The 23348-nt window shown below is 64.3% G+C and carries 21 protein-coding genes; 11 read left to right on the top strand and 10 right to left on the bottom strand.

The features are described from left to right. Positions 1–44 precede the first annotated feature (44 nt). The 4 genes from E8A46_RS17655 to E8A46_RS17640 all read left to right on the top strand — a co-directional run bounded on the left by E8A46_RS17655 (position 45) and on the right by E8A46_RS17640 (position 2592). Positions 45–785 carry a molybdopterin-binding protein gene (locus E8A46_RS17655; protein ID WP_291563390.1) on the top strand — a complete coding sequence of 247 codons (741 nt, stop codon included), beginning with the start codon at positions 45–47 and terminating at the stop codon, positions 783–785. 32 nt (positions 786–817) lie between these two features. Continuing rightward, a complete protein-coding gene (locus E8A46_RS17650; RefSeq protein WP_291563388.1) occupies positions 818–1237 on the top strand; it encodes a PaaI family thioesterase in 420 nt (139 codons plus the stop codon). Positions 1238–1247: 10 nt separating this feature from the next. Further along, entirely contained in the window at positions 1248–1775 is a 528-nt protein-coding gene (gene gpt, locus E8A46_RS17645; RefSeq protein ID WP_291563386.1) for a xanthine phosphoribosyltransferase, read from the top strand. A gap of 202 nt (positions 1776–1977) precedes the next feature. Beyond that, complete coding sequence (locus tag E8A46_RS17640) at positions 1978–2592, top strand: hypothetical protein (protein WP_291563384.1); 615 nt, start codon at positions 1978–1980, stop codon at positions 2590–2592. Between the two features lie 165 nt (positions 2593–2757). Here E8A46_RS17640 and E8A46_RS17635 read toward each other — a convergent pair whose 3' ends face one another. Next, positions 2758–3780: a methionine synthase gene (locus E8A46_RS17635; protein ID WP_291563382.1), complete on the bottom strand. Its 1023-nt coding sequence runs from the start codon at positions 3778–3780 to the stop codon at positions 2758–2760. Positions 3781–3921: 141 nt separating this feature from the next. Here E8A46_RS17635 and E8A46_RS17630 point away from each other — a divergent pair, with 141 nt between their 5' ends. The 3 genes from E8A46_RS17630 to E8A46_RS17620 all read left to right on the top strand — a co-directional run bounded on the left by E8A46_RS17630 (position 3922) and on the right by E8A46_RS17620 (position 6386). After that, entirely contained in the window at positions 3922–4623 is a 702-nt protein-coding gene (locus tag E8A46_RS17630; protein ID WP_291563380.1) for a glutathione binding-like protein, read from the top strand. Between the two features lie 177 nt (positions 4624–4800). Beyond that, entirely contained in the window at positions 4801–5409 is a 609-nt protein-coding gene (locus E8A46_RS17625) for a 2-hydroxychromene-2-carboxylate isomerase (RefSeq protein WP_291563379.1), read from the top strand. Further along, positions 5409–6386, top strand: coding sequence for an NADPH:quinone oxidoreductase family protein (locus E8A46_RS17620; RefSeq protein WP_291563378.1), 978 nt, complete (start codon positions 5409–5411; stop codon positions 6384–6386). The genes E8A46_RS17625 and E8A46_RS17620 overlap by 1 nt, the downstream gene beginning before the upstream one ends. 135 nt (positions 6387–6521) lie before the next feature. Here E8A46_RS17620 and E8A46_RS17615 read toward each other — a convergent pair whose 3' ends face one another. From E8A46_RS17615 to E8A46_RS17580, 8 genes are all read right to left on the bottom strand, one after another. Next, positions 6522–7412 carry a crotonase/enoyl-CoA hydratase family protein gene (locus tag E8A46_RS17615; protein ID WP_291563377.1) on the bottom strand — a complete coding sequence of 297 codons (891 nt, stop codon included), beginning with the start codon at positions 7410–7412 and terminating at the stop codon, positions 6522–6524. 176 nt (positions 7413–7588) lie between these two features. Beyond that, on the bottom strand, positions 7589–9007 hold the full coding sequence (locus E8A46_RS17610) for an amidase (protein ID WP_291563376.1): 1419 nt from the start codon (positions 9005–9007) through the stop codon (positions 7589–7591). Then, on the bottom strand, positions 9000–10172 hold the full coding sequence (locus E8A46_RS17605) for a M20 aminoacylase family protein (RefSeq protein WP_291563375.1): 1173 nt from the start codon (positions 10170–10172) through the stop codon (positions 9000–9002). The genes E8A46_RS17610 and E8A46_RS17605 overlap by 8 nt, the downstream gene beginning before the upstream one ends. Positions 10173–10177: 5 nt before the next feature. Further along, complete coding sequence (locus tag E8A46_RS17600; RefSeq protein ID WP_291563374.1) at positions 10178–11713, bottom strand: M81 family metallopeptidase; 1536 nt, start codon at positions 11711–11713, stop codon at positions 10178–10180. Positions 11714–11960: 247 nt separating this feature from the next. Continuing rightward, positions 11961–13616, bottom strand: coding sequence for an ABC transporter ATP-binding protein (locus E8A46_RS17595; protein WP_291563373.1), 1656 nt, complete (start codon positions 13614–13616; stop codon positions 11961–11963). A gap of 124 nt (positions 13617–13740) precedes the next feature. Further along, the gene (locus E8A46_RS17590) at positions 13741–14628 is read right to left on the bottom strand and encodes an ABC transporter permease (RefSeq protein ID WP_291563372.1); all 888 of its coding nucleotides are present in this window, start codon (positions 14626–14628) and stop codon (positions 13741–13743) included. Positions 14629–14640: 12 nt separating this feature from the next. Beyond that, complete coding sequence (locus E8A46_RS17585; RefSeq protein WP_291563370.1) at positions 14641–15582, bottom strand: ABC transporter permease; 942 nt, start codon at positions 15580–15582, stop codon at positions 14641–14643. 254 nt (positions 15583–15836) lie between these two features. Further along, the gene (locus tag E8A46_RS17580) at positions 15837–16967 is read right to left on the bottom strand and encodes a M20/M25/M40 family metallo-hydrolase (RefSeq protein ID WP_291563368.1); all 1131 of its coding nucleotides are present in this window, start codon (positions 16965–16967) and stop codon (positions 15837–15839) included. A gap of 268 nt (positions 16968–17235) precedes the next feature. Between E8A46_RS17580 and E8A46_RS17575 the strand changes: the two genes are divergently transcribed. The 4 genes from E8A46_RS17575 to E8A46_RS17560 all read left to right on the top strand — a co-directional run bounded on the left by E8A46_RS17575 (position 17236) and on the right by E8A46_RS17560 (position 21905). Further along, the gene (locus tag E8A46_RS17575) at positions 17236–18840 is read left to right on the top strand and encodes an ABC transporter substrate-binding protein (protein WP_291563366.1); all 1605 of its coding nucleotides are present in this window, start codon (positions 17236–17238) and stop codon (positions 18838–18840) included. Positions 18841–19035: 195 nt separating this feature from the next. Continuing rightward, complete coding sequence (locus tag E8A46_RS17570) at positions 19036–21033, top strand: hypothetical protein (protein ID WP_291563364.1); 1998 nt, start codon at positions 19036–19038, stop codon at positions 21031–21033. Positions 21034–21257: 224 nt separating this feature from the next. After that, positions 21258–21548 (top strand): hypothetical protein, encoded by a 291-nt coding sequence (locus E8A46_RS17565; RefSeq protein ID WP_291563362.1) that lies wholly within the window; start codon positions 21258–21260, stop codon positions 21546–21548. Between the two features lie 42 nt (positions 21549–21590). After that, on the top strand, positions 21591–21905 hold the full coding sequence (locus tag E8A46_RS17560; RefSeq protein WP_291563359.1) for a hypothetical protein: 315 nt from the start codon (positions 21591–21593) through the stop codon (positions 21903–21905). A gap of 29 nt (positions 21906–21934) precedes the next feature. Here E8A46_RS17560 and E8A46_RS17555 read toward each other — a convergent pair whose 3' ends face one another. Beyond that, entirely contained in the window at positions 21935–23266 is a 1332-nt protein-coding gene (locus tag E8A46_RS17555) for a (Fe-S)-binding protein (protein ID WP_291563357.1), read from the bottom strand. Positions 23267–23348: the final 82 nt, after the last annotated feature.

Here is a 23348-nt window from a genome sequence, read left to right as displayed (position 1 = left end):
TTCGGTCAAGGGGTCATCTGCCGCTTGCGGCTTGAGGAGAGGTCATGAGTGAAATCGTCACGGCGGGAATCCTGGTGATCGGCGACGAGATCCTGTCCGGGCGGACCAAGGACAAGAACATCGGCTTCATCGCCGAATACCTCACCAATATCGGCATCGACCTCAAGGAGGTCCGCGTCGTCGCCGACGAGGAGGCCGAGATCATTGCGGCGCTGGACGCGCTGCGCCATCGCTATACTTACGTCTTTACCACCGGCGGCATCGGGCCGACCCATGACGACATCACCGCCGACAGCATTGCGAAGGCGTTCGGCGTCGGCATCGACTATCATCCGGAGGTGGTGGCGCGGTTTCGCGAGCGGTTCCAGAACCCCGGCGAGTTGAACGAGGCGCGCTTGAGGATGGCGCGAATTCCCGACGGCGCCGAACTGATCCAGAGCGCGACCATTCTCGCCCCCGGTTTCAAGATCGGCAATGTCATCGTGATGGCCGGGGTGCCCTCGATCATGCAGGCGATGATGGATATCGTGGCGCCGAAGCTCAAATCCGGCGTCCGGATGCTGTCCGATACGGTTCGCGCCAATGCGCGCGAAGGCGACATCGGCGGACCCTTGCGCGAGATCGCCAGCGCCCATCCCGAGACCATCATCGGCAGCTATCCGTTTATCGACGAGGACAAGAAGCCGAACACCAATCTGGTGGTCCGCTCGCGCGATCCGGAAAAACTCGCCGCCGCGATGGAAGCGGTCAAGGCGATGCTGGCGGGATTGAACGTGGTCCGCTAGAGCAGCGTTCATTCAAGGCAGAGAGCAGCATCTTGGACAAGAATTCGTTTTTCTGGAAAATAGTCGATGGAAAAGCGCCGGTTCCACCGTGCGCGAAGACGCTTGGTCTCGGCTTTGTCGACATCGACGGGGAGCGCGGCACGATTGAAACGCGATTTGAGGCGGTCGGGATTTTTCTCAATCCGGCGGGAAACGTGCAAGGTGGATTCCTCGCGGCCATGCTCGACGATACCATGGGCACCGCGCTGTCGGCGACGCTCGACGCCGGGCAGTTTGCGCCGACCGTCAATCTCAACGTGCAGTTTCACCGGCCGGCGGTGCTCGGTCCGCTGAAGGGACTTGGCCGCGTCGTACTACGGGGCCGTGAAATGTGTCACGGCAGCGCCGAACTCTGGCAGAACGACAAGGTTGTGGCGACCGCCACCGGCACCTTCGTCATTCGTAAAATATAGGGGGAGAACAATGATGGCGGAGCATCCGGAGCTGAGTGCGCAGGAGCGCGCGGGCAAGGCCTTTCCGGTCTCATGGGACCAGTTTCACCGCGATTGCCGGGCGCTGACCTGGCGGCTCAATGAAGTCGGGCCGTTTCACGCGGTCATTGCCATCACCCGCGGTGGGCTGGTGCCGGCGGCGATCGTCGCGCGCGAACTCGGCGTGCGCGTCATCGATACCGTGTGCATCGCCAGTTATGATCACACCAAGCAGGGCGAACTGAACGTGCTGAAACACGTGTCGGCCGATACCGCGAGACTCGGCAGTGGAACCGGCAAGGGACTCCTGATCGTCGACGATCTCGTCGACACCGGCAAGACCGCGCGGCTGGTGCGCGACATGCTGCCGGATGCGCACTTCGCCACTGTCTACGCCAAGCCAATGGGGCGGCCGCTGGTCGACACCTTCATCACCGAGGTGTCGCAGGACACCTGGATCTTCTTTCCCTGGGATACCGCGCTGTCATTCCAGCCGCCGATCCGCGACGGCGCGGCGTGATGCTTCTTGCCTCGCCCCGCTTGCGGGGAGAGCATAGGCCGTCTTCGACGGCCGTTATTAAAAAAACGCCGAAGCGAGCTTCGGCTATGGCGCTTTTTGCGCGGCGGGTGAGGGGGACTCTCCGCGAGTCGGAGTGCGTGGAGAGTCCCCCCTCACCCCAACCCTCTCCCCGCAAGCGGGGAGAGGGAGTATTGTTTTTGCCATGCCCCTGCAAAACCGCGTTACGCCGCAAGGCGACATCATCGCCACACCGCATCGCGGGATGTTCACCGGCAACCGCGGCATCATTCACGATCCCGCAACCAGGACCCTGCTGCGGCGGCGCTGGGCAAGCCGGGCCTGGCTCACCTGTGTCTGCGAATTCAGGGGCCGGCGACGCAAGGTGATGGGCGGCCGCAGCTGGACCGAATTGTTCTTCCTCGACGAAGCCACCGCGTTCGCCGCGGGGCACCGCCCGTGTTTCTTCTGCCGCCGCGATGACGCCAACCGGTTTCGCAAAGCCTGGGAAGACGGCAACGGCATCTCGAATGTTCACGCCGACGACATCGACAGCGTGCTGCACCGCGAGCGGCTCGACGGAAAAGCCAAGCGGCTGCACGCGCTGCCGATGCGGTTAAAGCAATTGCCCGACGGCGCGATGGTGCAGGCTGGGGAGGCGAGTTTCCTGATCGCGAAATGCAGGGCGCTGAGGTGGTCGCCGGCCGGCTATCGCGAGGCGCAAGGGTTGATCGAGAGCGCGATGCTGCTGACGCCGCCGTCGACTTTGCGCGCGCTGGTGGCGGGCTATCGTCCGGTGCTGCACGGCAGTGCGCTCTGAATTCCCTCCCCCCTTGCGGGGGTCCGAGGCGAGCAAAGCTCGCTCTCGAGGTTAGGGAGGGGGTAAACCGCAAAGCTGGTGCTCGTGGCTACCCCCCTCTCCAACTCTCCCCCGCAAGGGGGGAGAGGGCTCAGCGTGCCGTGTGGGATCAGCCGCGAACCTATCTCACCCCAGCTTCTGCCGCGCCAGTTTCGCGCCGGCGCCGAGCGCCATCAGCTTGCCTTCCGCTATATCCCGGCGCATCGGGGCCATGCCGCAATTGGTGGTCGCGACGATGTTGCTCTTCGGCACGAATTTGGCCACCGCCTCGATTGTCTTGACGACGTCCTCGGCGGTCTCGACGATATCGCTGGCGACGTCGATCACGCCGGCCTGCACGATCTTGCCCTTGAGTAAGGCCAGCAGTTCCAGCGGCACTTTCGAATTGCGGCATTCGATCGCGACCTGCTGAATGGGACTCTTGTCGATCGCCGGAAAGATGTCCTCATACTGCCGCCATTCGCTGCCGAGCGTCTCCTTCCAGTCGGTATTGGCCTTGATGCCGTAGCCGTAGCAGATATGGACGGCGGTGGCGCAGGTCAGCCCTTCGGCGGCGCGCTCCAGCGCCTTGATGCCCCAGTCGGAGACCTCGTCCATGTAGACATTGAAGGCCGGTTCGTCGAACTGGACCACGTCGACGCCGTCGGCCTGCAAGGCTTTCGCTTCCTCGTTGAGCAGTTCGGCAAAGGCGAACGCCATCTTGACGCGGTCGCCGTAATACTGGTCGGCGATGGTGTCGATGATGGTCATCGGGCCGGGCAAAGTGAACTTCAGCTTGCGCGTGGTGTGGGTGCGCGCGACGCGGGCCTCGTCGGCGTGGACCCGGCCCTTCAGCCGCAGCGGCGCCACCACCTGCGGCACCATCGCCTTGTAGCGGTCTTTCCGGATTCCCATCTCGACCTTGTGGGCGAAATCGATGCCCTCGACCTTCTCCAGAAAGCCATGGACGAAATGCTGCCGGGCCTGTTCGCCCTCGGTGACGATATCGATCCCGGCGTCTTCCTGCAGCTTCACCGCCAGCAAGGTGGCGTCGCGCTTGGCGCGCGCCAGTTCGTCGCCTTTGGACTTCCAGGGCGCCCATAGCGTATTGGGTTCGGCCAGCCATTCCGGCTTCGGCAGGGAGCCTGCAATCGTGGTTGGAAACAGCATCGAGCGTATCCTCAGTTTTTCTGTTAATTCCGACCGTCTATCTGCCATGTCCCGGGCGTGGCGTACATGGCGTTTGGGCGGGGTGGAATGCTCCGAAAGCAGGGGGTAGGATCGCCGCCATTCACCGCAGGGAAGGACGCGATGATCGATCTGCATTATGCGCCGACGCCGAACGGCTGGAAAATCTCGATCATGCTGGAGGAAACAGGCATTCCCTATACGGTCATGCCCGTCAACATCCGCGCCGGCGAGCAGTTCAGGCCGGAATTTTTGGCGATCAGTCCGAACAACCGGATTCCGGCGATCGTCGATCATGCGCCGGCCGACGGCGGCGGGCCGTTTTCGGTGTTCGAGACCGGCGCGATCCTGATCTATCTCGCCGACAAGACCGGGCGATTTCTGCCGACGGAAATGCGCGCGCGCTCGGTCGTGCTGCAATGGCTGATGTGGCAGATGGGGGGCCTTGGCCCCATGCTCGGCCAGCACGGACATTTCGCGCTCTATGCCGCCGAGAAAATCCCCTATGCCATCGAGCGCTACCGCGACGAGGCCGCGCGGCTTTACCACGTGCTCGACACCCAACTGGGCAAGACCGGCGCTTTTATCGCCGGCGACTATTCGATCGCCGACATCGCCTGCTTTCCGTGGACCATGACCCACAAGGCGCAGGGCTTTACGCTCGACGACTATCCGAACATTAAGCGCTGGTACACGGAAATTCGCGCGCGGCCGCAGGTGCAGGCCGGGCTGGCGATCGGCAAATTCGTCAGGGAGCCGTTCGACGAGGAAGCGCGCAAGAACATGTTCGGGCAGAAGGCAAAGGAGATGGCGGAGAGGAAGTGAGGTAACGTCATCCCTGCGTAACGGCTTCGCCGTTATCGCTGGAGGTGCGAGCTCTTGCGAGCCTCGAAGGATGCGAAGGCTGGGGCCCTCCACCCTTCGAGGCCGCCGCTGCGCGGCGGCACCTCAGGGTGACGGGAAAATACAACGCCGCAGACATGATAACAAAAAGGAAACGCCATGATCGAATTCTTCTTCGACTGTTCCAGCCCATGGACCTATCTCGCCTTCCACAACATCCAGCCCCTGGCGAAGGAGTTCGGCGTCGAGATTTCGTGGCGGCCGATCCTGGTCGGCGGCATCTTCAATACCGTCAACCCCAGCGTTTACGCGCAGCGCGACACGCCGGTGCCGCTGAAGGCGCGCTACATGAAAAAGGACCTCGCGGACTGGGCGCGCATCGCGGGGCTGGCGATCAAAATGCCGCCGTCGGTGTTTCCCGTGAACAGCGTCAAGGCGATGCGCGGCTGCATTTTCCTCGGCAAGGACATGGTGCCGTTCGCGCGCGCGGTATTCGCCGCCTATTGGGGCGACGACAAGGACATCTCGAAGGACGAGGTGCTGGCGGAGATCTGCAAGGGCGTCGGCGTGGACCCGCCAACATTCTTCGCCGGCATCGGCGAGCAGGCGATCAAGGATCAGCTCAAGGCCAATACCGATGAAGTGATGGCGCGCGGCGGCTTCGGCTCGCCGACCATCTTCCTCGACAAGACCGACATGTATTTCGGCAATGATCGGCTGCCGCTGATCCGCGAAGCCTTGCTGCGGCGGAAGGCGAGCGCGGCCTGATGCCCAAGGCGGTGGTTTGCCGCGAACTCGGCCCGCCCGAGCGCCTGCGCCTGGAAAGCTTTGCCTCCGCGCCGCTGGCGCCGGGGCAGGTGCGCGTCGCCGTGCATGCCGCCGGGATCAACTTTCCCGACATATTGATGGCGGCCGGCGAATATCAGCTCAAGCCCGAGCTACCGTTCACGCCCGGGGTGGAGGCGACCGGCGAGGTGACCGAGATCGCCGATGGCGTTTCCGGCACAGCAGTCGGCGACCGGGTGATTGTGCGGATGCGCTACGGCGCCTATGCCGATGAAGCGGTCGTTGCCCCCGCTCAACTGACGCGGCTGCCAGCGAATTTCGACTATGCGGAAGGTGCGACATTCTTGGCGGCGCACGGCACCGCGCATCACGCGCTGGTCGATCGCGGCGCGGTTGCGCCGGGCGAAGTGCTGCTGGTGCACGGCGCCGGCGGCGGCGTCGGTTTGGCCGCGGTCGAAATCGGCAAGCTGCTGGGCGCGACCGTGATCGCGGCGGCGTCAACGGAGGAGAAGCTGGCGGTTGCGAAAGCGCGCGGCGCCGATCATCTCGTGCTTACCACGCGCGAGCCGTTCCGCGACGCGGTCAAACGCATCACCGATGGCCGCGGCGCCGACGTGGTGTTCGATCCCGTCGGCGGCGAGATCTTCGAGAACAGCCTGCGCTGCATCGGCTGGGGCGCGCGAATCCTCGTCGTCGGGTTCACCGGCGGCATCGGGCTTGCGCGCACCAATCTCGTGCTGATCAAGGGCGCCAGCGTGATCGGCGTCCGCGCCGGTGAAGCGGCCAGGAGAAATCCGGCCGCAGGCCAAGCGCGGACCATGGCGTTATTGCAGTGGGCGGAGGCCGGCAAGATCCGCCCGCATATCTCGCATCGCTTGCCGCTGGAAAATGTCGCGCCGTCGATGCGGCTGTTGATCGACCGCAAGGCGATCGGGCGGGTGGCGCTGATGATGAGGTAAAGCATCCGTCATGCCCCGCGAAAGCGGGGCATCCAGTACGCCGCGGCTTCTCGATTCAATCACCGGCATCGGTATTTACTGGATCACCCGCATTCGCGGGTGATGACGGCCGGGACGAACGCCGCGGCCTCCGCCTCACTCATACTCCCGCTCGTCCCACCACGGAAAATAATCGGGCATGTCGCTCGACACCTTGCTCTTGAAGTCCGGTGCGCGCTTTTCCAGGAACGACATCACGCCTTCCCTGACGTCCTGCGAGCGGCCGCGGGCATAGATGCCGCGGCTGTCGACCTTGTGCGCTTCCATCGGATCGTCGGCGCCCAGCATGCGCCACATCATCTGCCGGATCAGCGCCACCGACACCGGCGCGGCCTTGCGGGCGATTTCGCGGGCCAGCGCGCGGGCGGCCGGCAGCAACTCGTCGGCGGGCACCACCTTGCTGACGAGGCGGCCGGCGAGCGCCTCTTGCGCCGGAAACACCCGCCCGGTGTAACACCACTCCAGCGCCTGGGAGATGCCGACGATGCGCGGCAAGAACCAGCTGGAGGCGGCCTCGGGTACGATGCCGCGCTGGGAAAACACAAACCCGAAGCGTGCGGCCTCAGAGGCAATGCGGATATCCATCGCAAGCTGCATGGTGACGCCGATGCCCACCGCAGGCCCGTTCACCGCGGCGATCACGGGCTTGAGGCATTTGAAGATGCGCAGCGTCACCTGGCCGCCGCCGTCGCGGATAAGGGGATCGCTGTAATCGACGCGGCCGTCAGCCAATCGCCTGACCGGTCCGCGCCGCGCGTCGCCGTCAAACGTGTCGGCGCCCGAGGAAAGATCGGCGCCGGCACAGAAGGCGCGCCCGGCGCCGGTGACGATGATGGCACGGACATTGTCGTCCTGGTCGGCGGCATCGAAGGCGTCGATCAGTTCGCGCTGCATGACGCCATTGAAGGCGTTGAGCTTGTCGGGCCGGTTGAGCGTAATGGTGAGAATCTGCTCGGCGACCTCGTAGATGATCGTCTCAAAGGCCATCGGGGTTTCCTCTGCGGTTGTTGTTTTTGAAGCCGTCATTCCGGGGCGCGCCAACGGGTCCGCGCAAAGCGCGGCCCGATGACAGGCTCCGCGCGAGCCCGGAATCCATACTCCCGATCGTGGTTATGGATTCCGGGCCTGCGCCAAGTGGCGGATCCCGGAATGACGAAAGTAGTTTACTTCGGCAGCTTCGGCCACGGCCGTTGCGCGCCCCGCAGGCCCTCGAATGCCTTGGCCATGCCGAGCACGCCGATATCGTCGAAGCGGCGGCCAATGATCTGCACCCCGATCGGAAAACCCGTGGCGTCATATCCACCGTTGATCGAGACCGCGGGATTTTCCGCCATGTTCCACGGCACGGTGTAGCAGATATGCTCGAATGGTTTGTCTGGATCGTTCAGGGGAGCGGCCAGTTCGGCGGCGAACTTCACCACCGGCGAAACCGGCGAGATGACGTAATCGAGTTCGGCGAACAGTTTTCCCGCGGCCGCGCGGATCGCCATGGTGGCGTTGAAACCCCTGATCACCTCGACGCCGGACAGCTTCGCACCGTGCTCGGCCCATCTGAGGATATAGGGCAGTGCCTTGCCGCGTTCGGCCGGCGCAAGCTTCGAAAGATCGTCCCACAGGCGCGCGCGCCAGAAATTGTCGAGCCCGTCGAGCATCTCGCGCGTCAGGATGCCCTTGACCTCGGTGACGACGGCACCGGCGGACTCGAACGCCTTCGCCGCCTTCACCGCGACATCGCGGACGTTCTGCTCCAGCGCCTGGCCGACGCCGAGATCGAGCATCAACCCGATGCGCAATTTGCGCGGGGATTTGTCAGGCGCCTTCCAGTTGATGTTGTCCGGCGGCAGGCTCATGCCGTCGCGGCGATCGGGCCGCGACAGCACGCTCATCATCAAGGCGGCGTCATCGACGGTGCGGGTCATCGGCCCGGCGACACGGCCGACATAGGGCGGCTCGACCGGAACCCGCCCGAGACTCGGCTTCAGCCCGACCAGACCGCACCAGCACGAAGGCAGCCGCACCGAGCCGCCGATATCGGTGCCAAGATGCAGCGGGCCGTAGCCCGCCGCACCCGCCGCACCAGCGCCGGCGCTGGAGCCACCGGGGTTTTTGCTGAGGTCCCAGGGATTGCGGGTGAGGGGATGGAAGCTGGAGAGGCCCGATGACAGCATGCCGTAGTCCGGCATGGTGGTTTTGGAGAAAATGATCGCACCCGCTTCGCGCAGCCGTGCCGCCGGCGGCGCATCCACGGCCGCTGGCAGCAGTTTAGTGGTGGCCGCGCCGAGTGGCACCGGCACGCCCCTGGTGGCGATGTTGTCCTTGATGGTGACGGGAACGCCGTCGAGCGGGCCCATCGGCGCGCCCTTTTGCCAGCGCTCGGTCGAGGCCTTTGCGGCGGCGCGCGCGCCTTGCGGATCGAATGCGTAGAGCGCCTTGATGTGCGGCTCCCACACCGCGATATGGGCCAGGACATCCTCCAGCACCTCTGAAGGCGAGAACTGACTGGCGCGAAAGCCCGCAATCAGGTCGACGGCGCTGAGATCGTGCAGGGCTGACACGCCATCCGGCGAGGTTTCATCACGCATGGCTGGCTGCCGGCAAACGGGTTTCGATGATGCGCGCGAACATGCTGGCTCCAATCGGGAGAATCTTGTCGTCGAGCGTGAAGCCGGGATTGTGCACGGGCACCGAGCCGTCATGGCCGAGCCAGAAATAGGCGCCGGGCACCGCGTGCAGCATGTCGGCGAAGTCCTCGCTGCCCATCTTCGGTCGCGAGCGGGTGATGACCTTGGCGGGGTCGACGACCGTTCGCGCCACGTCCGCGACCACCTGGGAGTGTTCCTCGCGGTTCACCAGCACGCTGAAGATGTCGCGGATGTCGACATCGATCTCGACCTGGAAGGCGCCGGCGATGCCGGCGCAGATCGCCCGCATCCGCTCGCGGATCAAGGCACGCACCTCGTCGGAAAAGGCGCGCACGGTGCCGGCGAGTTTTGCTTCGCCCGGGATCACATTATAGGCGGAGCCGGCATGGATCTGCGTGATCGACAGCACCGCCGCCTGCGTCGGCTCGACATTGCGGCTGACGACGGTCTGCAGCGCCTGTCCGAGCGTCATCGCGATCACAACCGGGTCCTTCGAGCGTTCCGGCATGGCGCCGTGCGCGCCGTAGCCCGATATCGTGATGTCGAAGAAGTCGGCGCCCGCCATCGCCGGTCCGGGAAGGATCGCGAGCTCGCCGTGATCGAGGTCGGGCGCGTTGTGCAGTCCGTAAATCTCGTCGCAGGGGAATTTCTCGAACAGCCCGTCCTTGATCATGGCACGCGCGCCGCCGAGGCCTTCTTCGGCCGGCTGGAAAATGAAATGCACGGTGCCGTCGAAATTGCGGGTCTCGGCCAGATAGCGCGCGGTGCCCAACAAAATGGTGGTATGGCCATCATGGCCGCAGCCGTGGAAGCGGCCGGGAATGGTCGAGCGCCACTTCAGATTGGTGTTTTCCTCCATCGGCAGCGCGTCCATATCGGCGCGAAGCCCGATCCGCCTGGAACCGGAACCGTTGCCCTTGAGCACGCCGACCACGCCGGTGCCGCCGAGCCCGCGATGAACCTCGATCCCCCATTGCGTGAGCTTTTCGGCGACAATCCCCGAGGTGCGGACTTCCTCGAATCCGATCTCCGGATGGGCATGCAGATCCCGGCGGATGGCGGTGAGTTCGTCGGCAAAGCCTTCGATGCGATCGAGTGTGGGCATGTCTGTTATCCGATGGCGGGGGAGTGGGAACGTGACTTGAGGGGAGGGACGAAGGCGGGGCCGTTCGGCTTGAGACGAAGGCCTGGGCGCAACTTTGTCCAGGGCAGTGTTGAGGAGTCGGCGGGCATCGCGCCGGGGGCGGCGCAGATCAGGAGCGTTGCGGCGATCGGCTCGAAATCGGCGCGGAAATGCACCGAACTCTTGTTGACCAGGATCGCCTGCGCCGTTGGTTCGATGCCGACATAGCGAAACATCGACTGGTCCGCCAGCTGCGCCTTGTGCGAGCTCACGACCACGCGCACGCCGCCGATCCGCAACGCCGCCGAGGGTCCCATGTCCATGTCGCGGCCACCGTAATAAGGACCGGGCGCCACGAATTGTCCGTCGGACAATTTCTCCACCACGAAAGTTTCCTGGTATGGCGCATCGCCCGGTATGCCCGACTTGCCGCCGAGCGCGAGCTTAACGGTAGCGCCAACGCCCGCGGCATGGGCGGCCCTGGCCGAGGCCGGATCATAGATCGCGCCGATCGCCGCCCGCGTCGCCTTGTTGCGGACCAGCGCCCGCAACATGCCTGTGGTATCGGAATCGCCGCCCGCGCCCGGATTGTCCTGGGTGTCGGCGATGACAATGGGTTTGCTGGCGGTTTTCGCCAGTTCCATCGCAAGGCGCACGCCCTCGTCGGGGCTGTAGATGCGGCCGTCGAAATCATTCTCATGGCTTTCGATCAGCGCGGCAAGTTTGTCCGCGGCCTTGTCGGCATCGGTTTGCGTTTGGCCATAGGCGAACACGCTCGGTCCGCAGTGAAAGAAGTCCGCCGCCGGAAATCCCGGGCAGAACGACAGCGTCGGCACCGCCTCGTTCTGCATCGCCGCCAGTTTCCGGTAGATGCCCATGGCGGGCTGATCGCTGCTGCATTGCCAGCTGATCGGGATCAGGAACGGCAATTGGCGGAACGCTTTTGCCAGTTTTTTCCTTGTCTTGAGCAGCTGCGCGAGGTGGCGCGCGGCGGCGCGGCCGGTGTCGGCCATATCGGTGTGAGGGTAGGTGCGGTAGGCAATCAGCGCATCCGCTCGCTCCACCATCTCGGGCGTCACGTTGGCGTGCAGGTCGAGGCTGACCACCAGCGGCAGGTCATTGCCGATCACCGCGCGCACGCGGGCCAGGATTTCACCTTCGCCGTCGTCGAGATGCTCGGCCACCATGGCGCCGTGCAGATCCAGATAGACCGCATCGAGCGGTCCGGCATTTCTGATGCCGTCCACCATCACCCCCGCGATGCGCTCATAGGCGTCCTCGGTCACATGGGCCGAGGGGCTGGCGGCGGCAAAGATCGTCGGCACCAGTTCCCAGGCTTGGGCTTCCGCGGCTCCGACAAAGCCTGATAACCCGACATTGATGTTACGCAGGGTCTTGAGCACGTCGGCGCCTTGCGTCATCGCCGGCCAGCCGCCGCCATGCACGAAGTCGGCATAGCCCGCCTTGGTCGGCGCGAAGGTGTTGGTCTCGTGCAGGAAGCCGCCGACGGCGATACGGGTCATCAAGTTCCCTCATCGGGTGTTCGCGTGCGACGTTAGACTCGCTATTGCGAGAAGCGCAAGCGACGAAGCAATCCAGTTTTGCATGACGCGTCGCGGCTCCCGTCATTGCCTGCGACAAACGCGAAGCGTTTGCGCACGGGAGCGTAAGCGACGAAGCAATCCATCTCGGTGCCGGGGCAATATGGATTGCTTCGCGGAGCCTGTCATCGGGCGCGCATCCGCGCGACCCGTTGGCTCGCAATGACGGTTATTCTGCGGCCCCGAGTATCGCAACCGGCCGGAAATTCGCAAAATCCCACCCCCGTCCAGGGGCGGCGTCAAGCAGCGCCCGGGTATAGGCTTGTTGCGGATTTGTCAGGATCAGCGCCGCCGGGCCCTGTTCGACGATGCGGCCATGCTGCATCACGGCGACGTCGTCGCAGATTTGGGCGGCGACCCGCAGGTCGTGGGTGATGAACAACAGCGCGATGCCGAGCCGGGTCTGGATTTCGTCGAGCAGCTCCAATACCTGCGCCTGCACCGAGACGTCGAGCGCCGAGACCGCTTCGTCCGCCACCAGCACGTCGGGATCGAGCGCCAGCGCACGCGCAATCGCAATGCGCTGGCGCTGGCCGCCGGAGAATTGGTGCGGATAGCGTGAAATCGCATCAACGGGCAGGTCGACCAGTTCGAGCAGCTCGCGCGCCTTGGCCAGCGCCTGGGTGCGCGGCATGCCGTAATTGATCGGCCCCTCGGCGATGGTCTCGCCGATGGTGATGCGCGGATTGAGCGATCGATAGGGGTCCTGGAAGATGATCTGGATCTTCTTGCGGTGCGGCTGCAACAGCCGGCGCGACAGTTCGGAGATTTCGCGCCCCGCCAGCCGAATGCCGCCGGAGGTCGGATCGATCAGGCGGACGATGCAGCGCGCCACCGTCGATTTGCCGGAGCCGCTCTCGCCGACGATGCCGAGCGTGCGGCCCTTGCGCAGCGTCAACGTGACGTCTTTCGCCGCCGCGACTTCGCGGGCGCGGCCGAAGAACGAGCGTTCGCGATAGACCTTGCCGAGTTCGTTGGTTTCCAGCACCACGGCCTCCCGCGATTCCGGGCGTGGCGTGCGCGGCACCAGGCTCGGCACCGCCGAGAGCAGGTTGCGGGTATATTCCATCGCCGGCGTACGCAGGATGGTAGGAAGTGTTCCGGTCTCGACCAACCGTCCCTGGCGCATCACTGCCACCCGGTCGGCGATCTCCGCGACCACGCCCATGTCGTGGGTGATGAACAGCACCGCCGTGCCGTGATCGCGCTGCAGGTCGCGGATCAGCGTGAGAATCTGCTTTTGCGTGGTGACGTCGAGTGCCGTGGTCGGCTCGTCGGCGATCAGGAGCTTCGGCTCCAGCACCAGCGCCATCGCGATCATGATGCGCTGGCGCTGACCGCCCGACAGCCGGTGCGGATAGGAGGCAAAGATCCGTTCGACCTCGGGCAGCCGCACCTGTTCCATCATGGCGAGGATGCGCCGGCGCCGCGCGCGGGCATCGAGTGAGGTGTGGACGCGCAGCACTTCGTCGATCTGGCGGCCGACCGGCACCACCGGGTTGAGCGCGGTCATCGGCTCCTGGAAAATCATCGCCATGGTGGTGGCGCGCAACTGCCGGAGCCGGCGGTCGCTAGCGGTGAGCAGTTCTTCGCCGACCAGTTTGACGCTGCCGGCTGAGGCGACCAGCGAGCCCTTTTGCAGCAGCCCCATGACGGTCAGCGATGTCACCGACTTGCCCGATCCGCTCTCGCCGACCAGGCACAGTGTCTCGCGCTCGCGCACCTGCAGCGAGACGCCATCAAGGACGCGCGGGGCTTTCGGCTCCTTGCCGAGACTGACGACGAGGTTGTCGATATCGAGGACGGGGGCGGTTGTCGTGCTCATCTCTCTCCTCCGTCATTGCGAGGAGCGTAGCGACGAAGCAATCCAACTTCCTTTGCGTGGCTGCGATGGATTGCTTCGCTTCGCTCGCAATGACGTCGGGGCTCGCAATGACGTGGTGAAAGCGTCATTTTCCCTCCCGCTGCTTCATCCGCGGATCGAGCGCGTCGCGCGCGGCGTCGCCGATCAGGTTGACGGAAAGGATCGCGATCGACAGCAGCAGGCCCGGCCAGAAGATCAGCGACGGTTTGATCTGAAAATAGGCGCGGCCCTCGGCCATGATGTTGCCCCAGGTCGGCGTCTCCGGGCTGATGCCGGCGCCGAGAAACGACAGGATCGCCTCGGTGAGGATCGCGGAGGCGCAAACGTAAGTGCCTTGCACGATCAAGGGCGCGATCGTGTTCGGCATCAGATGACGCCACATGATCTTGGGCAGGGACGAGCCGACCGAAATCGCGGCCTCGACATAGGGCTCCTCGCGCGCCGACAGCACCACCGATCGCACCAGCCGCGCGACCCGCGGAATTTCCGGGATGGTGATGGCGACCAGGACCGTCGTCAGGCTGGCGCCTGACAGCGAAACCACGGCAATGGCGAGCAGGATGCTCGGGATCGCCATCAGCCCGTCCATCACCCGCATCATGACCGCGTCGATCCATTTGAAGAAGCCGGAGACCAGCCCGATCACGAGCCCGATGCCGATGCTAACGACGGCGGCGCCAAGGCCGATCAACAGCGAGATCCGTCCGCCGTAGAGAATCCGCGACAGCACGTCGCGGCCGTAGCCGTCGGTGCCGAGGAGAAACTGGGCGCTGGCGGGTTTCAGCCGCAGGGCCGGCGCGAGCAGCAGCGGATCGTGCGGCGAAAGCCAGGGTGCCAGCACGGCGGAGGCGATCACCAGCGCGAGGCAGATCGTGGCGGCGGCGATGATCGGTGTCGCCGTCAGAAATCCGAGCGTGGGGCGCAACGGCGTGGTGATCGGGATCGTGGGTTCGGGGAGGGTTTCGATCGCCATCAATATCGAACCTCAGTAACGGATTCTGGGATCGAGCAAGGTGTAGGCGACGTCGATCAGCAGGTTGACGGCGACATAGATGCCCGAGGTCAAGAGGATCATCGCCTGGATCACTGGATAGTCGCGCGCCAGTACGGCATCGACGGTGAGGCGGCCGATACCCGGCAGGTTGAACACGCTCTCGGTGACGACGACGCCGGAAATCAGCAGCGCGAATCCGGTGCCGATCACGGTGATGACGGGCACGGCGGCGTTGCGTAAGCCGTGGCGCAGCAGCACGCCGGTCTCGCCGATGCCCTTGGCGCGCGCGGTGCGCACGTAATCCTCGCCAAGCACATCGAGCATCGCGGCGCGGGTCATGCGCGCGATCAGCGCGACATAGATGAAGGACAGCGTGCAGGTCGGCAGAATGATGCGCTCGAGAAACGGCGAGAGGCCGGTGGCGATGCTGCGAAATCCCTGCACCGGCAGCCAGTGCAGGTCGATGGCGAAGATCTGGATCAGCACGTAGCCGATCACGAAAACGGGTACGGAGAAGCCCACCACCGACAATCCCATCACGAAACGGTCGATCCAGGTGCCGTGCTTCCAGGCCGCGATCACGCCGAGCGGCACCGCGACCATGATCGAAAGGATGATGGTGGAGAGCGCGATCGAGATCGACGGCTCGACGCGCTGGCCGATCATCTTCAGCACCGGCACGTTGGAAATCAGCGACACGCCGAGATCGCCATGCAGCAGCTTGCCGATCCAGGTAAAGAATTGCGTGTAGAGCGGCTGGTTGAGGCCGAGCGAGCTGCGGATGCGCTCAAGCTGTTCCGGAGTGGCGTTGTCGCCGGCCAAAATCGCGGCGGGGTCGCCCGGCGTCAGCCGCAACAGCAGAAACACGAACAGCGCGACCACGCCCATCACGGGAATGGCGGCCAGCACGCGGCGAAGCAGGTAACCGAGCATCAGTCCCACCCATTGCGTCGTTCCTGCGAAAGCAGGGACCGATACGCTGCGGCTCCACGTTTGGGAGACGCTGTTCGACGACTTTGGCGCAGCAATTGAAGGCTGTGGTTATCGGTCGCTGCTTTCGCAGGGACGACGGAAAGAGTTTGCGGAACGCTGCAGAAATCCATCATGACGTTTACTTTCGCACTCCGCCGCCCCATGCAAGTTTTAGCAAATCCTGTGCCATAGGGTGCATCTTGCGGTTCCGGTGCCTATTCCAGCGTGGCCAGCAATCCGGCCATCAGGCGGCCGCGCTCGGCGAGGCTGTCGACCTCTATGTGTTCATTGAGCGTATGGGCATCGGCGCCGCGAACGCCGAGCCCGTCAAGCGTCGGGATTCCCATCGCGCCGGTAAAATTGCCGTCGGAGCCGCCGCCGACGCTGCCATGCGGAAGCTCGAGGCCCATCGCCTTCGCGACGCCGCGCGCCTTTTCATACAGCGCCATGGTGCCCGCGTCGGGCTCCCAAACCGGCCGCGTCACGCCGCGCGTGACGTTGAAAGTCACATCGTTGGCGGTGCCCGACAGCGCCAGCATGCGCTCGACGCCGCGATCAAGGTCGGCCTGGCGTTTGGCCATGCTCAACGCTTCGCCAGTGCAGGTGGTTGCGACGCAGTTGACCCATTGGCCGCCATGCACGATGCCGACGCTGAAGGTGCAGTCTTCCGATGTCATGCCGTCGATGACGAGGATCTGGCGCGCCATCTCGCGGATCGCCGAACGGCCCGAGGATAGCGTGGCGCCGGCATGGCTCGGCTTGCCGATGGCTTCCAGATTGAACCGCGCGATCGCGTATCGCCCGGTGACCACGCCGTTGTTGGGCCGGCCCGGTTCCGGCACCAGCACATATTTGTTGCGCGCGGCTTCGGCTTCGACGATATCGCGCGCCGAAGGCGTGCCGACTTCCTCGTCCGGCGTGAACAGCACCGTGACCGGCAGCGGCGTCGTGAACGACGCCCGCGCCAGCTGCCGGATCGCTTCCAGCGCCAGGTAGTTGCCGCCCTTCATGTCGAAAATTCCGGGGCCGAAGCATTTGTTGCCGTCGCGCCGCCACTGCAGTTTTTCCAGCGTGCCGACGGGATGAACGGTATCGAGATGGCCTGCGATCAGAATGCCGGGCTCGCCCTGCTTGGGATGTGGAAACCGCGCACGGATGCACCCGCCGAAACCCTGCCGCCCGGCGATGCGCTCGATCGACGCGCCCATGATCGCCATCTCGCGGGCGGCGAGGTCAAGCATGCGCTCCACCGCGCCGGCATCCCAGGTCGGGCTTTCGCATTCGACCCAGCCGCGCAAGCCTGCCAGCATCACTTCGGAATCAAAGGGAAGGTTGGCGGGGTTCATCGGGATGCTCTCGAATTTGAAGGGATGTCATTGGCGAGGCGTTTGAAGCGTCGATGGCTTACGAGAATGACCGGCGAGGAATTTGTAAAGTGAAACATCCGAAAAGCGGCGGGGCGCGTTCGCGCCCCGACAACCGGATTGACGCGCAAGGCGCCCGGTGCAAGTCTCAAATATTCAGGAGTTACAGCGTGTTAGTGCGCCCAAATAACGCGCCGCATGCACAACGAATGACCGGCCTTTGACCGCTTTCACGTCAGGAGACAAGCGAATGTTCCAGATCTTGCGTTGGCAGCGTCCGGCGATGGCGTCGGGTATCGCCCTGGCGGCCCTTTCAGTGGCGCTGGCAGCAGCCTCGCCGGCCGACGCCAAGACGATCACCGCCGTGATGCATTCCGATCTGCGGGTGATCGATCCCGGTTTCACCACCGCCTACATTACGCGTGACCATGGCTACATGGTCTATGACACGCTGTTGGCAGAAGACGCCAGTTTCAAGATCCAGCCGCAGATGGCCGACTGGAAGGTCTCCGACGACAAGCTCACCTACACCTTTACGCTGCGCGACGGCCTGAAGTGGCATGACGGCGCGCCGGTGACGGCGGAGGATTGCGTGGCCTCGCTGAAGCGCTGGGGCCGCAACGACGGGATGGGTCAGAAGCTGATGGATTTCACCGCCAGCATCGAGGCCACCGACGCCAAAACCATCACCCTGAAACTGAAAGAGTCGTACGGCCTGGTGCTGGAATCGATCGGCAAGCCGTCGTCGTTGGTGCCGTTCATGATGCCGAAGCGTTTGGCGGAAACGCCGCCCGGCCAGCAGATCAAGGAGCAGATCGGATCCGGACCCTTCAAATTTGTGCAGGCCGAATTCCAGCCCGGCGTGAAGGCGGTCTACGTCAAGAACACCGACTATGTGCCGCGCAAGGAGCCGCCGAGCTGGACCTCCGGCGGCAAGGTGGTGAGGGTCGACCGCGTCGAATGGATCACGATGGCGGATGCGCAGACCGCGATGAACGCGCTGCAATCCGGCGACATCGATTTCTTCGAGAATCCGTCGTTCGACGTGATTCCGATCCTCGCCGCCGACAAGGAGCTGAAGGTCGAAACCCTCAACAAGCTCGGATTCCAGACCCTCGGCCGCATGAACTTCCTTTATCCGCCGTTCGACAACGTGAAAGTTCGCCGCGCCGCCTTCATGGCGATGAACCAGAAGGATGTGCTGGACGCGCTGGTCGGCAATCCTAAATACTACCAGGTATGCGGCGCGGTATTCGTCTGCGGCACGCCGCTGGCGACCGACGTCGGTTCGGAATCGCTGGTGAAGGGCAACGGCATGGCGGAAGCGAAAAAACTGCTGGCCGAATCCGGCTATGACGGCACGCCGGTTGTGCTGATGGCGCCCGGCGATGTCGTGACGCTGAAGGCGCAGCCGATCGTCGCGGCGCAGTTGCTGCGCGATGCCGGCTTCAAGGTCGATGTGCAGGCCACCGACTGGCAGACCGTGGTCACCCGCCGCGCCAGCCAGAAGCCGCCGAAGGAGGGCGGCTGGAACATATTCTTCACCAACTGGGTCGGCGCTGACGTCGTCAACCCGGTCGCCAACGTGTCGGTCGGCGGCAGGGGCAAGAATGGCGGCTGGTTCGGCTGGGCGGAGGACGCGAAGATCGAGGCGATGCGCGATGCCTTTGCGCGCTCGACCTCGCCTGAGGAGCAGAAGAAGATCGCGGCCGACATCCAGAAGGAAAACTACGACCAGGTGATCTATATCCCGCTCGGCCAGTACGTCATCCCGAGCGCCTGGCGCAAATCGCTGACTGGCGTGCTCGACGGTCCGGCCACCCCGATCTTCTGGAATATCGACAAGTCGGAGTAGGGACGGGCGGCGGGGTGTCGCGCTGCAACCTGTTCCCTTGGTTGAAGCGTGAGAGACGGCGGCGCCTCGACGAGCGACCGGCGGGTCGCAAAATCGCCTTCATATTTGCTGACTGATGCAGGCCAATTCAGCTATCCTCCAGGCCGGCCCCGCTGGCAGGGCCCTAGTCCGGTTCCCTTCTGGAAGGTTGCCAAGATGCTTCTCGCAAGCCGGTTTGCTGCTGCCGCGACGGCCCTGTTGTTTTTCGCAATTGTGGACTCGCCCGCCGAAGCGGCGTCAGGCGTCTGCGCCGACCCGGCCGAGCTTTCGGTCCTGCCCTCGCCGATCGCGCCGTGGAAGGGCGCGCCGCTGCGCGTCATGGTCGTCACCGACAAGCCGCTCGAGGGCGCGCTCTCGCTGATCGCGCCCGATGGCAGCGTTGCGGCGAAATCGCCGGACCGGCATGGCGGCGGGCCATATTCGTGGTTCGCCGAGGTCGCCGCGCCGGCCGCCGGCGCGTGGCGCGCCACGCTGGCGCTCGACCACGCCACGGCGGATTGCAGTTCGATCACCCGCGACATCACCGTGAGCGCCGGCAAGCCGGCGCCGCCGCCGACGCCATCGGGCGCCTTCTGGCAGGTGCGCAGCAGCTGGAACGCGACGACGGAGTCGCTTTATTCGGCCTGGATCGAGAAGCTGTTCGACGCGCCGGCCGACCAGAGCCTGTCCTGGAAGGCGTGGCATGAAGTCTTGCGCGATCGATCGCGCAACTTCCTGTTCAATTATCTGGGCCGTGGTGAGGACGATCCGAAGTCGGGCCTTCGTCCCGACTGTGCCGACTTCGCCTACTTCCTGCGGGCCTATTTCGCCTACAAGATGGGGCTGCCGTTCGGCTATTCGAATTGCTCGCGCGGCACCGGCGGCTCGCCGCCCAGGTGCTACCAGTGGTTCGACATGGAGCATCCGGAGGTCACCCGTCCGCCGCCGCCGCCCGAACAGGAAGCCGCATCGGCAACCCCGGCTGCCGCCGCGCCGGCTGCGCCAACGCCGACGCCGACGCTTCTGGACCTGTTTTCCCGGCAGCAGACGGCCGATGCGCCGGTGCCGCCGCCCGCCGCTGCGCCGGCGCCGAAGCCAAAGCCGAAGCGCCCGACGACATTCGCAGAATATCTGCGCGACGTCGGCGACGTCGTGCATACCGGCGCCGTGCGCGTGGTGGGAGCCGACGACAACACCGATTTCTACACCGTCGCGCTGACCCAACAGTCGCTGCGCCCGGGCACGGTTTACGCCGACCCCTACGGCCACGTGCTGATGCTGGTGCATCGCGTGCCGGAATTGAATGGCATGCCCGGCGTCTTCCTCGCCGTCGACGCCGAGCCCGATGGATCGATCACGCGAAAGCGATTCTGGCGCGGCAATTTCCTGTTCGTGCACGATCCGACGCTCGGCAGCCCAGGCTTCAAGCGCTTCCGGCCGATCGTGCGCGACAAGAACGGCGCATTGCGGCGGCTCGCCAACGCCGAAATCGCCAAAAATCCGGGTTACAGCGATTTTTCGCTGGATCAGTCGCAGATGAGCGCCGAGGATTTCTACGATCGCATGGATGACGTGATGTCGCCCGAGCCGCTCGATCCCGTGAAGGCGATGACCGACGCCATCGCGAGCCTCGACGAGCAGGTCAAGACCCGCGTCACCTCGGTCGAGAACGGACGAAAATATCAGCAGAAGCAACCCGGCGAAGTGGCGATGCCGAATGGCGCCTCGATCTTCGAGACGTCAGGCCCCTGGGAGGATTATTCGACCCCGGCGCGCGATTTCCGCCTGTTGATCGCGATCGACGTGGTGCGGGGATTTCCCGATCGCGTCGCGCGTCGCGCGGCGCGTTACGCGATGCCGAACGGCAGGAGCGTCGAGGACGTGAAGAACGAGCTGCGCGGCGTGCTCGCCTCCGAGCTTGCCTCGCGCAAGATATCCTATACCCGCAGCGATGGCTCGCAGTGGACGCTGTCGCTGAAGGACGTCATCGACCGCACGCCGGATTTCGAGATGGCCTACAATCCGAACGACTGCGCCGAATTGCGCTGGGCCGCGCCCGACGGCAGCGAGGAAGCATCGACATGCAAGCGGCGTGCGCCGCAGGCGCAGCGCGCCAAGATGTCGTCGGAGTACCGCGTCTGGTTCCGCGAGCGGCACTGGCCGACGCACTCGTAGCGGTCCGTAAGGCGGCAGAGAGAGCGCAGAGGTAAGCGCGGGGAGGAGTGGCCGAGCCCCCCCGGCGACGCCGATTTTCTGGAATATCGACAAGCCGCAATGAGGGGGCGGCCGCGAACGGCCGGCAAAAGACTATTGCTTCTTTTACAATCAGAGATAGGATTTACGTTTATTTGCTTCTTTTCGGTGTGCGGGGACAGCCCGAATTGTTGTTGGGGGAACCGATGTCCAATTCAGAGAGGCGGTACTCAAGCTCGACCGTTTTCGGTCGCGTGGCTATTTTGGCAGTCGGCATCTCGACGCTAACGGGCTGCGCTAAGGATGTCCCGCCGATCGCTTGCGCAGATGCAGACTTTGACTGCTTTGTGCGCCAGGCGACCGCTGGCATCACAATCGTGCGTGAGAACATCTCATATTGGTCAAACGTTAACCTCATCGGACAGGCATTGATTGTTGTCGCGGGTATTGTGGCGACCATCATGATCGCTCTGCAGGGAGATGAGAATAAGGTTTGAACGAGGCCGATTGGCCTGATAGCAACGGCTCTGGTGACCGGCATGACGTCAGCACTGGTTTCCTTCCATGTGCCCGACAACGTCGACAAACTGGTCGATATACTGGGGAACATGACAACGATCACGAATGAGTTTGGTTATCAGTCGGCGAAGCTGTCTGAAGGGCAAGATGCGAAGCAGGTCCAAGAGAGGTTCAAGACGGATGCAGTTTTTCGCAATTCCGTCAATGAATTGACCAAAAAATATGTCGACGATTATAACGGCATCAAAATCGATATGCTTAAGCTGAGCGGCACCGCCGCTAGATTGACCTCTATACAAAGCCCGCCGAGCTCACCCAAGAAAACGAATCCGTAACGGGCCATTCGGCAGCTGCTCAAAGCCGGTTACACGCCTGCCTTCAGCGCAAGCGGCTGGTCGCCGAGCATCGCCTTGACGACGATCTCGCGCGCCTTGCTCGGGTCGAGCGCGTGCTGCGCGATCAGGTCACCGCATTCGGCGATGATCTGGTCGGCATCCTGCATGATCTTGAGCTCCTTGTAGCGATCCTGGCGTTGCAGCCCCATGCTGGCGCCGACCAGTTCCAGCAGGTTGACGATCCGGAACGGCCAGTCGCGCTCATGCGCGCACAGCTCGCGATGTTCGGAATGATAGACCGTCACCAGCGCATCGATACCGGCGTCGCGGCCAGCGTTTAACTCGTTGAGCTGCAGCTCGCGCTTGAACGCCGGAAGGACGCCGACACTGACGCTCTGCAGGCCCACCGCCGGCTGTTTCAGGTCGACCAGCGTGATGCCGGGGATGGCCTGCAGGATCTTGGCGGCGGCCTCCATGACGCCGGCGACGCCGGGATGGCGGTGCAGCGCGACCCGCATTTCGACGGGTCGGCGCAGATGCGCCGTCAGCTGGTCGAGCCGGCCCTCAAGGAAGCGCATGAACGGCGTCATCTCGAACGGCCGCGCGCCGCGCTGGCGCTCGATCGTCGGCAGTGTGGTTTCCGTGAACTGGACATAGCAGCTCGGGCACCACGAGATCACCTGACCGGATTTGGCGTGCGACAGTTTTTCGATGCTGCTCGCGCCCATCCGGCCGGACATCTCGACGTCGCCCGGGCGCAGCTGCATCACCCCGCAGCAATGGCTGGGACCGCCCATCACCTGATAGCTGATGCCGAGCGCATCCATGATATCGAGCGCCAAGAGCGCGATATGCGGCGTCTTCAGCACGTTGCAGCCCGTGTAAAACACAAAGTCCGCCGCATCAGTCGGCGTTGCCACCGACGCCGATCTCTGGCCGAGCCGCGCCAGCACCTCGCCATCGAGCTGCAGCCGCGACAACACGGTCACATCGCGGCCGAGGTCGCGGTATTTTTCGACGCCCTGGCGCCGCCGCTCCGGCAATTCGTGCGCGGCTTTGGCCATGGCGACGCGCGCCATCGCCAGCAGGAAGCGTGGATTGACGGCCTCGTCGCACGCCTTGATGCATTCGCCGCTGAGCATGCAGGACTGCGCCCATATGCGCGAGGCTTGCGGGCCGTCGCCGCCGCGCACGATCTCGAGAATGCCGCCGATGATGGCTTCGGGGCGCGCATCGGCGATGCCGGCGGGTTTCACGCTCGGGCAGGCCTCGACGCATTTGCCGCACCGCGTGCAGGCGTCCAGCATCTGATCGACCCGCTCGCCGAGCGCCGTCTCGAAGGAGATGTCGTTGGCCTGCATTGTCAGCTCTCCAGCCGATGCGGATGCATGCGCGCTGCATGGGCCGATTTGGATCGGAGCCTAACCGACGCCGGTCAGAGCG

It is taken from the genome of Bradyrhizobium sp., from assembly GCF_004799445.1.
GTDB lineage: Bacteria > Pseudomonadota > Alphaproteobacteria > Rhizobiales > Xanthobacteraceae > Bradyrhizobium.
The sequence above is the reverse complement of the archived record's forward strand: the minus strand, read 5'-3'. Positions and strand labels throughout refer to the sequence as shown.

Excerpts from the sequence above, each read along its gene's own strand:
- E8A46_RS17655 (WP_291563390.1), top strand. The coding sequence starts at position 45 with ATGAGTGAAATCGTCACGGCGGGAATCCTGGTGATCGGCGACGAGATC.
- gpt (WP_291563386.1), top strand. The coding sequence starts at position 1,248 with ATGATGGCGGAGCATCCGGAGCTGAGTGCGCAGGAGCGCGCGGGCAAG.
- E8A46_RS17640 (WP_291563384.1), top strand. The coding sequence starts at position 1,978 with ATGCCCCTGCAAAACCGCGTTACGCCGCAAGGCGACATCATCGCCACA.
- E8A46_RS17635 (WP_291563382.1), bottom strand. The coding sequence starts at position 3,780 with ATGCTGTTTCCAACCACGATTGCAGGCTCCCTGCCGAAGCCGGAATGG.
- E8A46_RS17630 (WP_291563380.1), top strand. The coding sequence starts at position 3,922 with ATGATCGATCTGCATTATGCGCCGACGCCGAACGGCTGGAAAATCTCG.
- E8A46_RS17625 (WP_291563379.1), top strand. The coding sequence starts at position 4,801 with ATGATCGAATTCTTCTTCGACTGTTCCAGCCCATGGACCTATCTCGCC.
- E8A46_RS17620 (WP_291563378.1), top strand. The coding sequence starts at position 5,409 with ATGCCCAAGGCGGTGGTTTGCCGCGAACTCGGCCCGCCCGAGCGCCTG.
- E8A46_RS17615 (WP_291563377.1), bottom strand. The coding sequence starts at position 7,412 with ATGGCCTTTGAGACGATCATCTACGAGGTCGCCGAGCAGATTCTCACC.
- E8A46_RS17610 (WP_291563376.1), bottom strand. The coding sequence starts at position 9,007 with ATGCGTGATGAAACCTCGCCGGATGGCGTGTCAGCCCTGCACGATCTC.
- E8A46_RS17605 (WP_291563375.1), bottom strand. The coding sequence starts at position 10,172 with ATGCCCACACTCGATCGCATCGAAGGCTTTGCCGACGAACTCACCGCC.
- E8A46_RS17600 (WP_291563374.1), bottom strand. The coding sequence starts at position 11,713 with ATGACCCGTATCGCCGTCGGCGGCTTCCTGCACGAGACCAACACCTTC.
- E8A46_RS17595 (WP_291563373.1), bottom strand. The coding sequence starts at position 13,616 with ATGAGCACGACAACCGCCCCCGTCCTCGATATCGACAACCTCGTCGTC.
- E8A46_RS17590 (WP_291563372.1), bottom strand. The coding sequence starts at position 14,628 with ATGGCGATCGAAACCCTCCCCGAACCCACGATCCCGATCACCACGCCG.
- E8A46_RS17585 (WP_291563370.1), bottom strand. The coding sequence starts at position 15,582 with ATGCTCGGTTACCTGCTTCGCCGCGTGCTGGCCGCCATTCCCGTGATG.
- E8A46_RS17580 (WP_291563368.1), bottom strand. The coding sequence starts at position 16,967 with ATGAACCCCGCCAACCTTCCCTTTGATTCCGAAGTGATGCTGGCAGGC.
- E8A46_RS17575 (WP_291563366.1), top strand. The coding sequence starts at position 17,236 with ATGTTCCAGATCTTGCGTTGGCAGCGTCCGGCGATGGCGTCGGGTATC.
- E8A46_RS17570 (WP_291563364.1), top strand. The coding sequence starts at position 19,036 with ATGCTTCTCGCAAGCCGGTTTGCTGCTGCCGCGACGGCCCTGTTGTTT.
- E8A46_RS17565 (WP_291563362.1), top strand. The coding sequence starts at position 21,258 with ATGTCCAATTCAGAGAGGCGGTACTCAAGCTCGACCGTTTTCGGTCGC.
- E8A46_RS17560 (WP_291563359.1), top strand. The coding sequence starts at position 21,591 with ATGACGTCAGCACTGGTTTCCTTCCATGTGCCCGACAACGTCGACAAA.
- E8A46_RS17555 (WP_291563357.1), bottom strand. The coding sequence starts at position 23,266 with ATGCAGGCCAACGACATCTCCTTCGAGACGGCGCTCGGCGAGCGGGTC.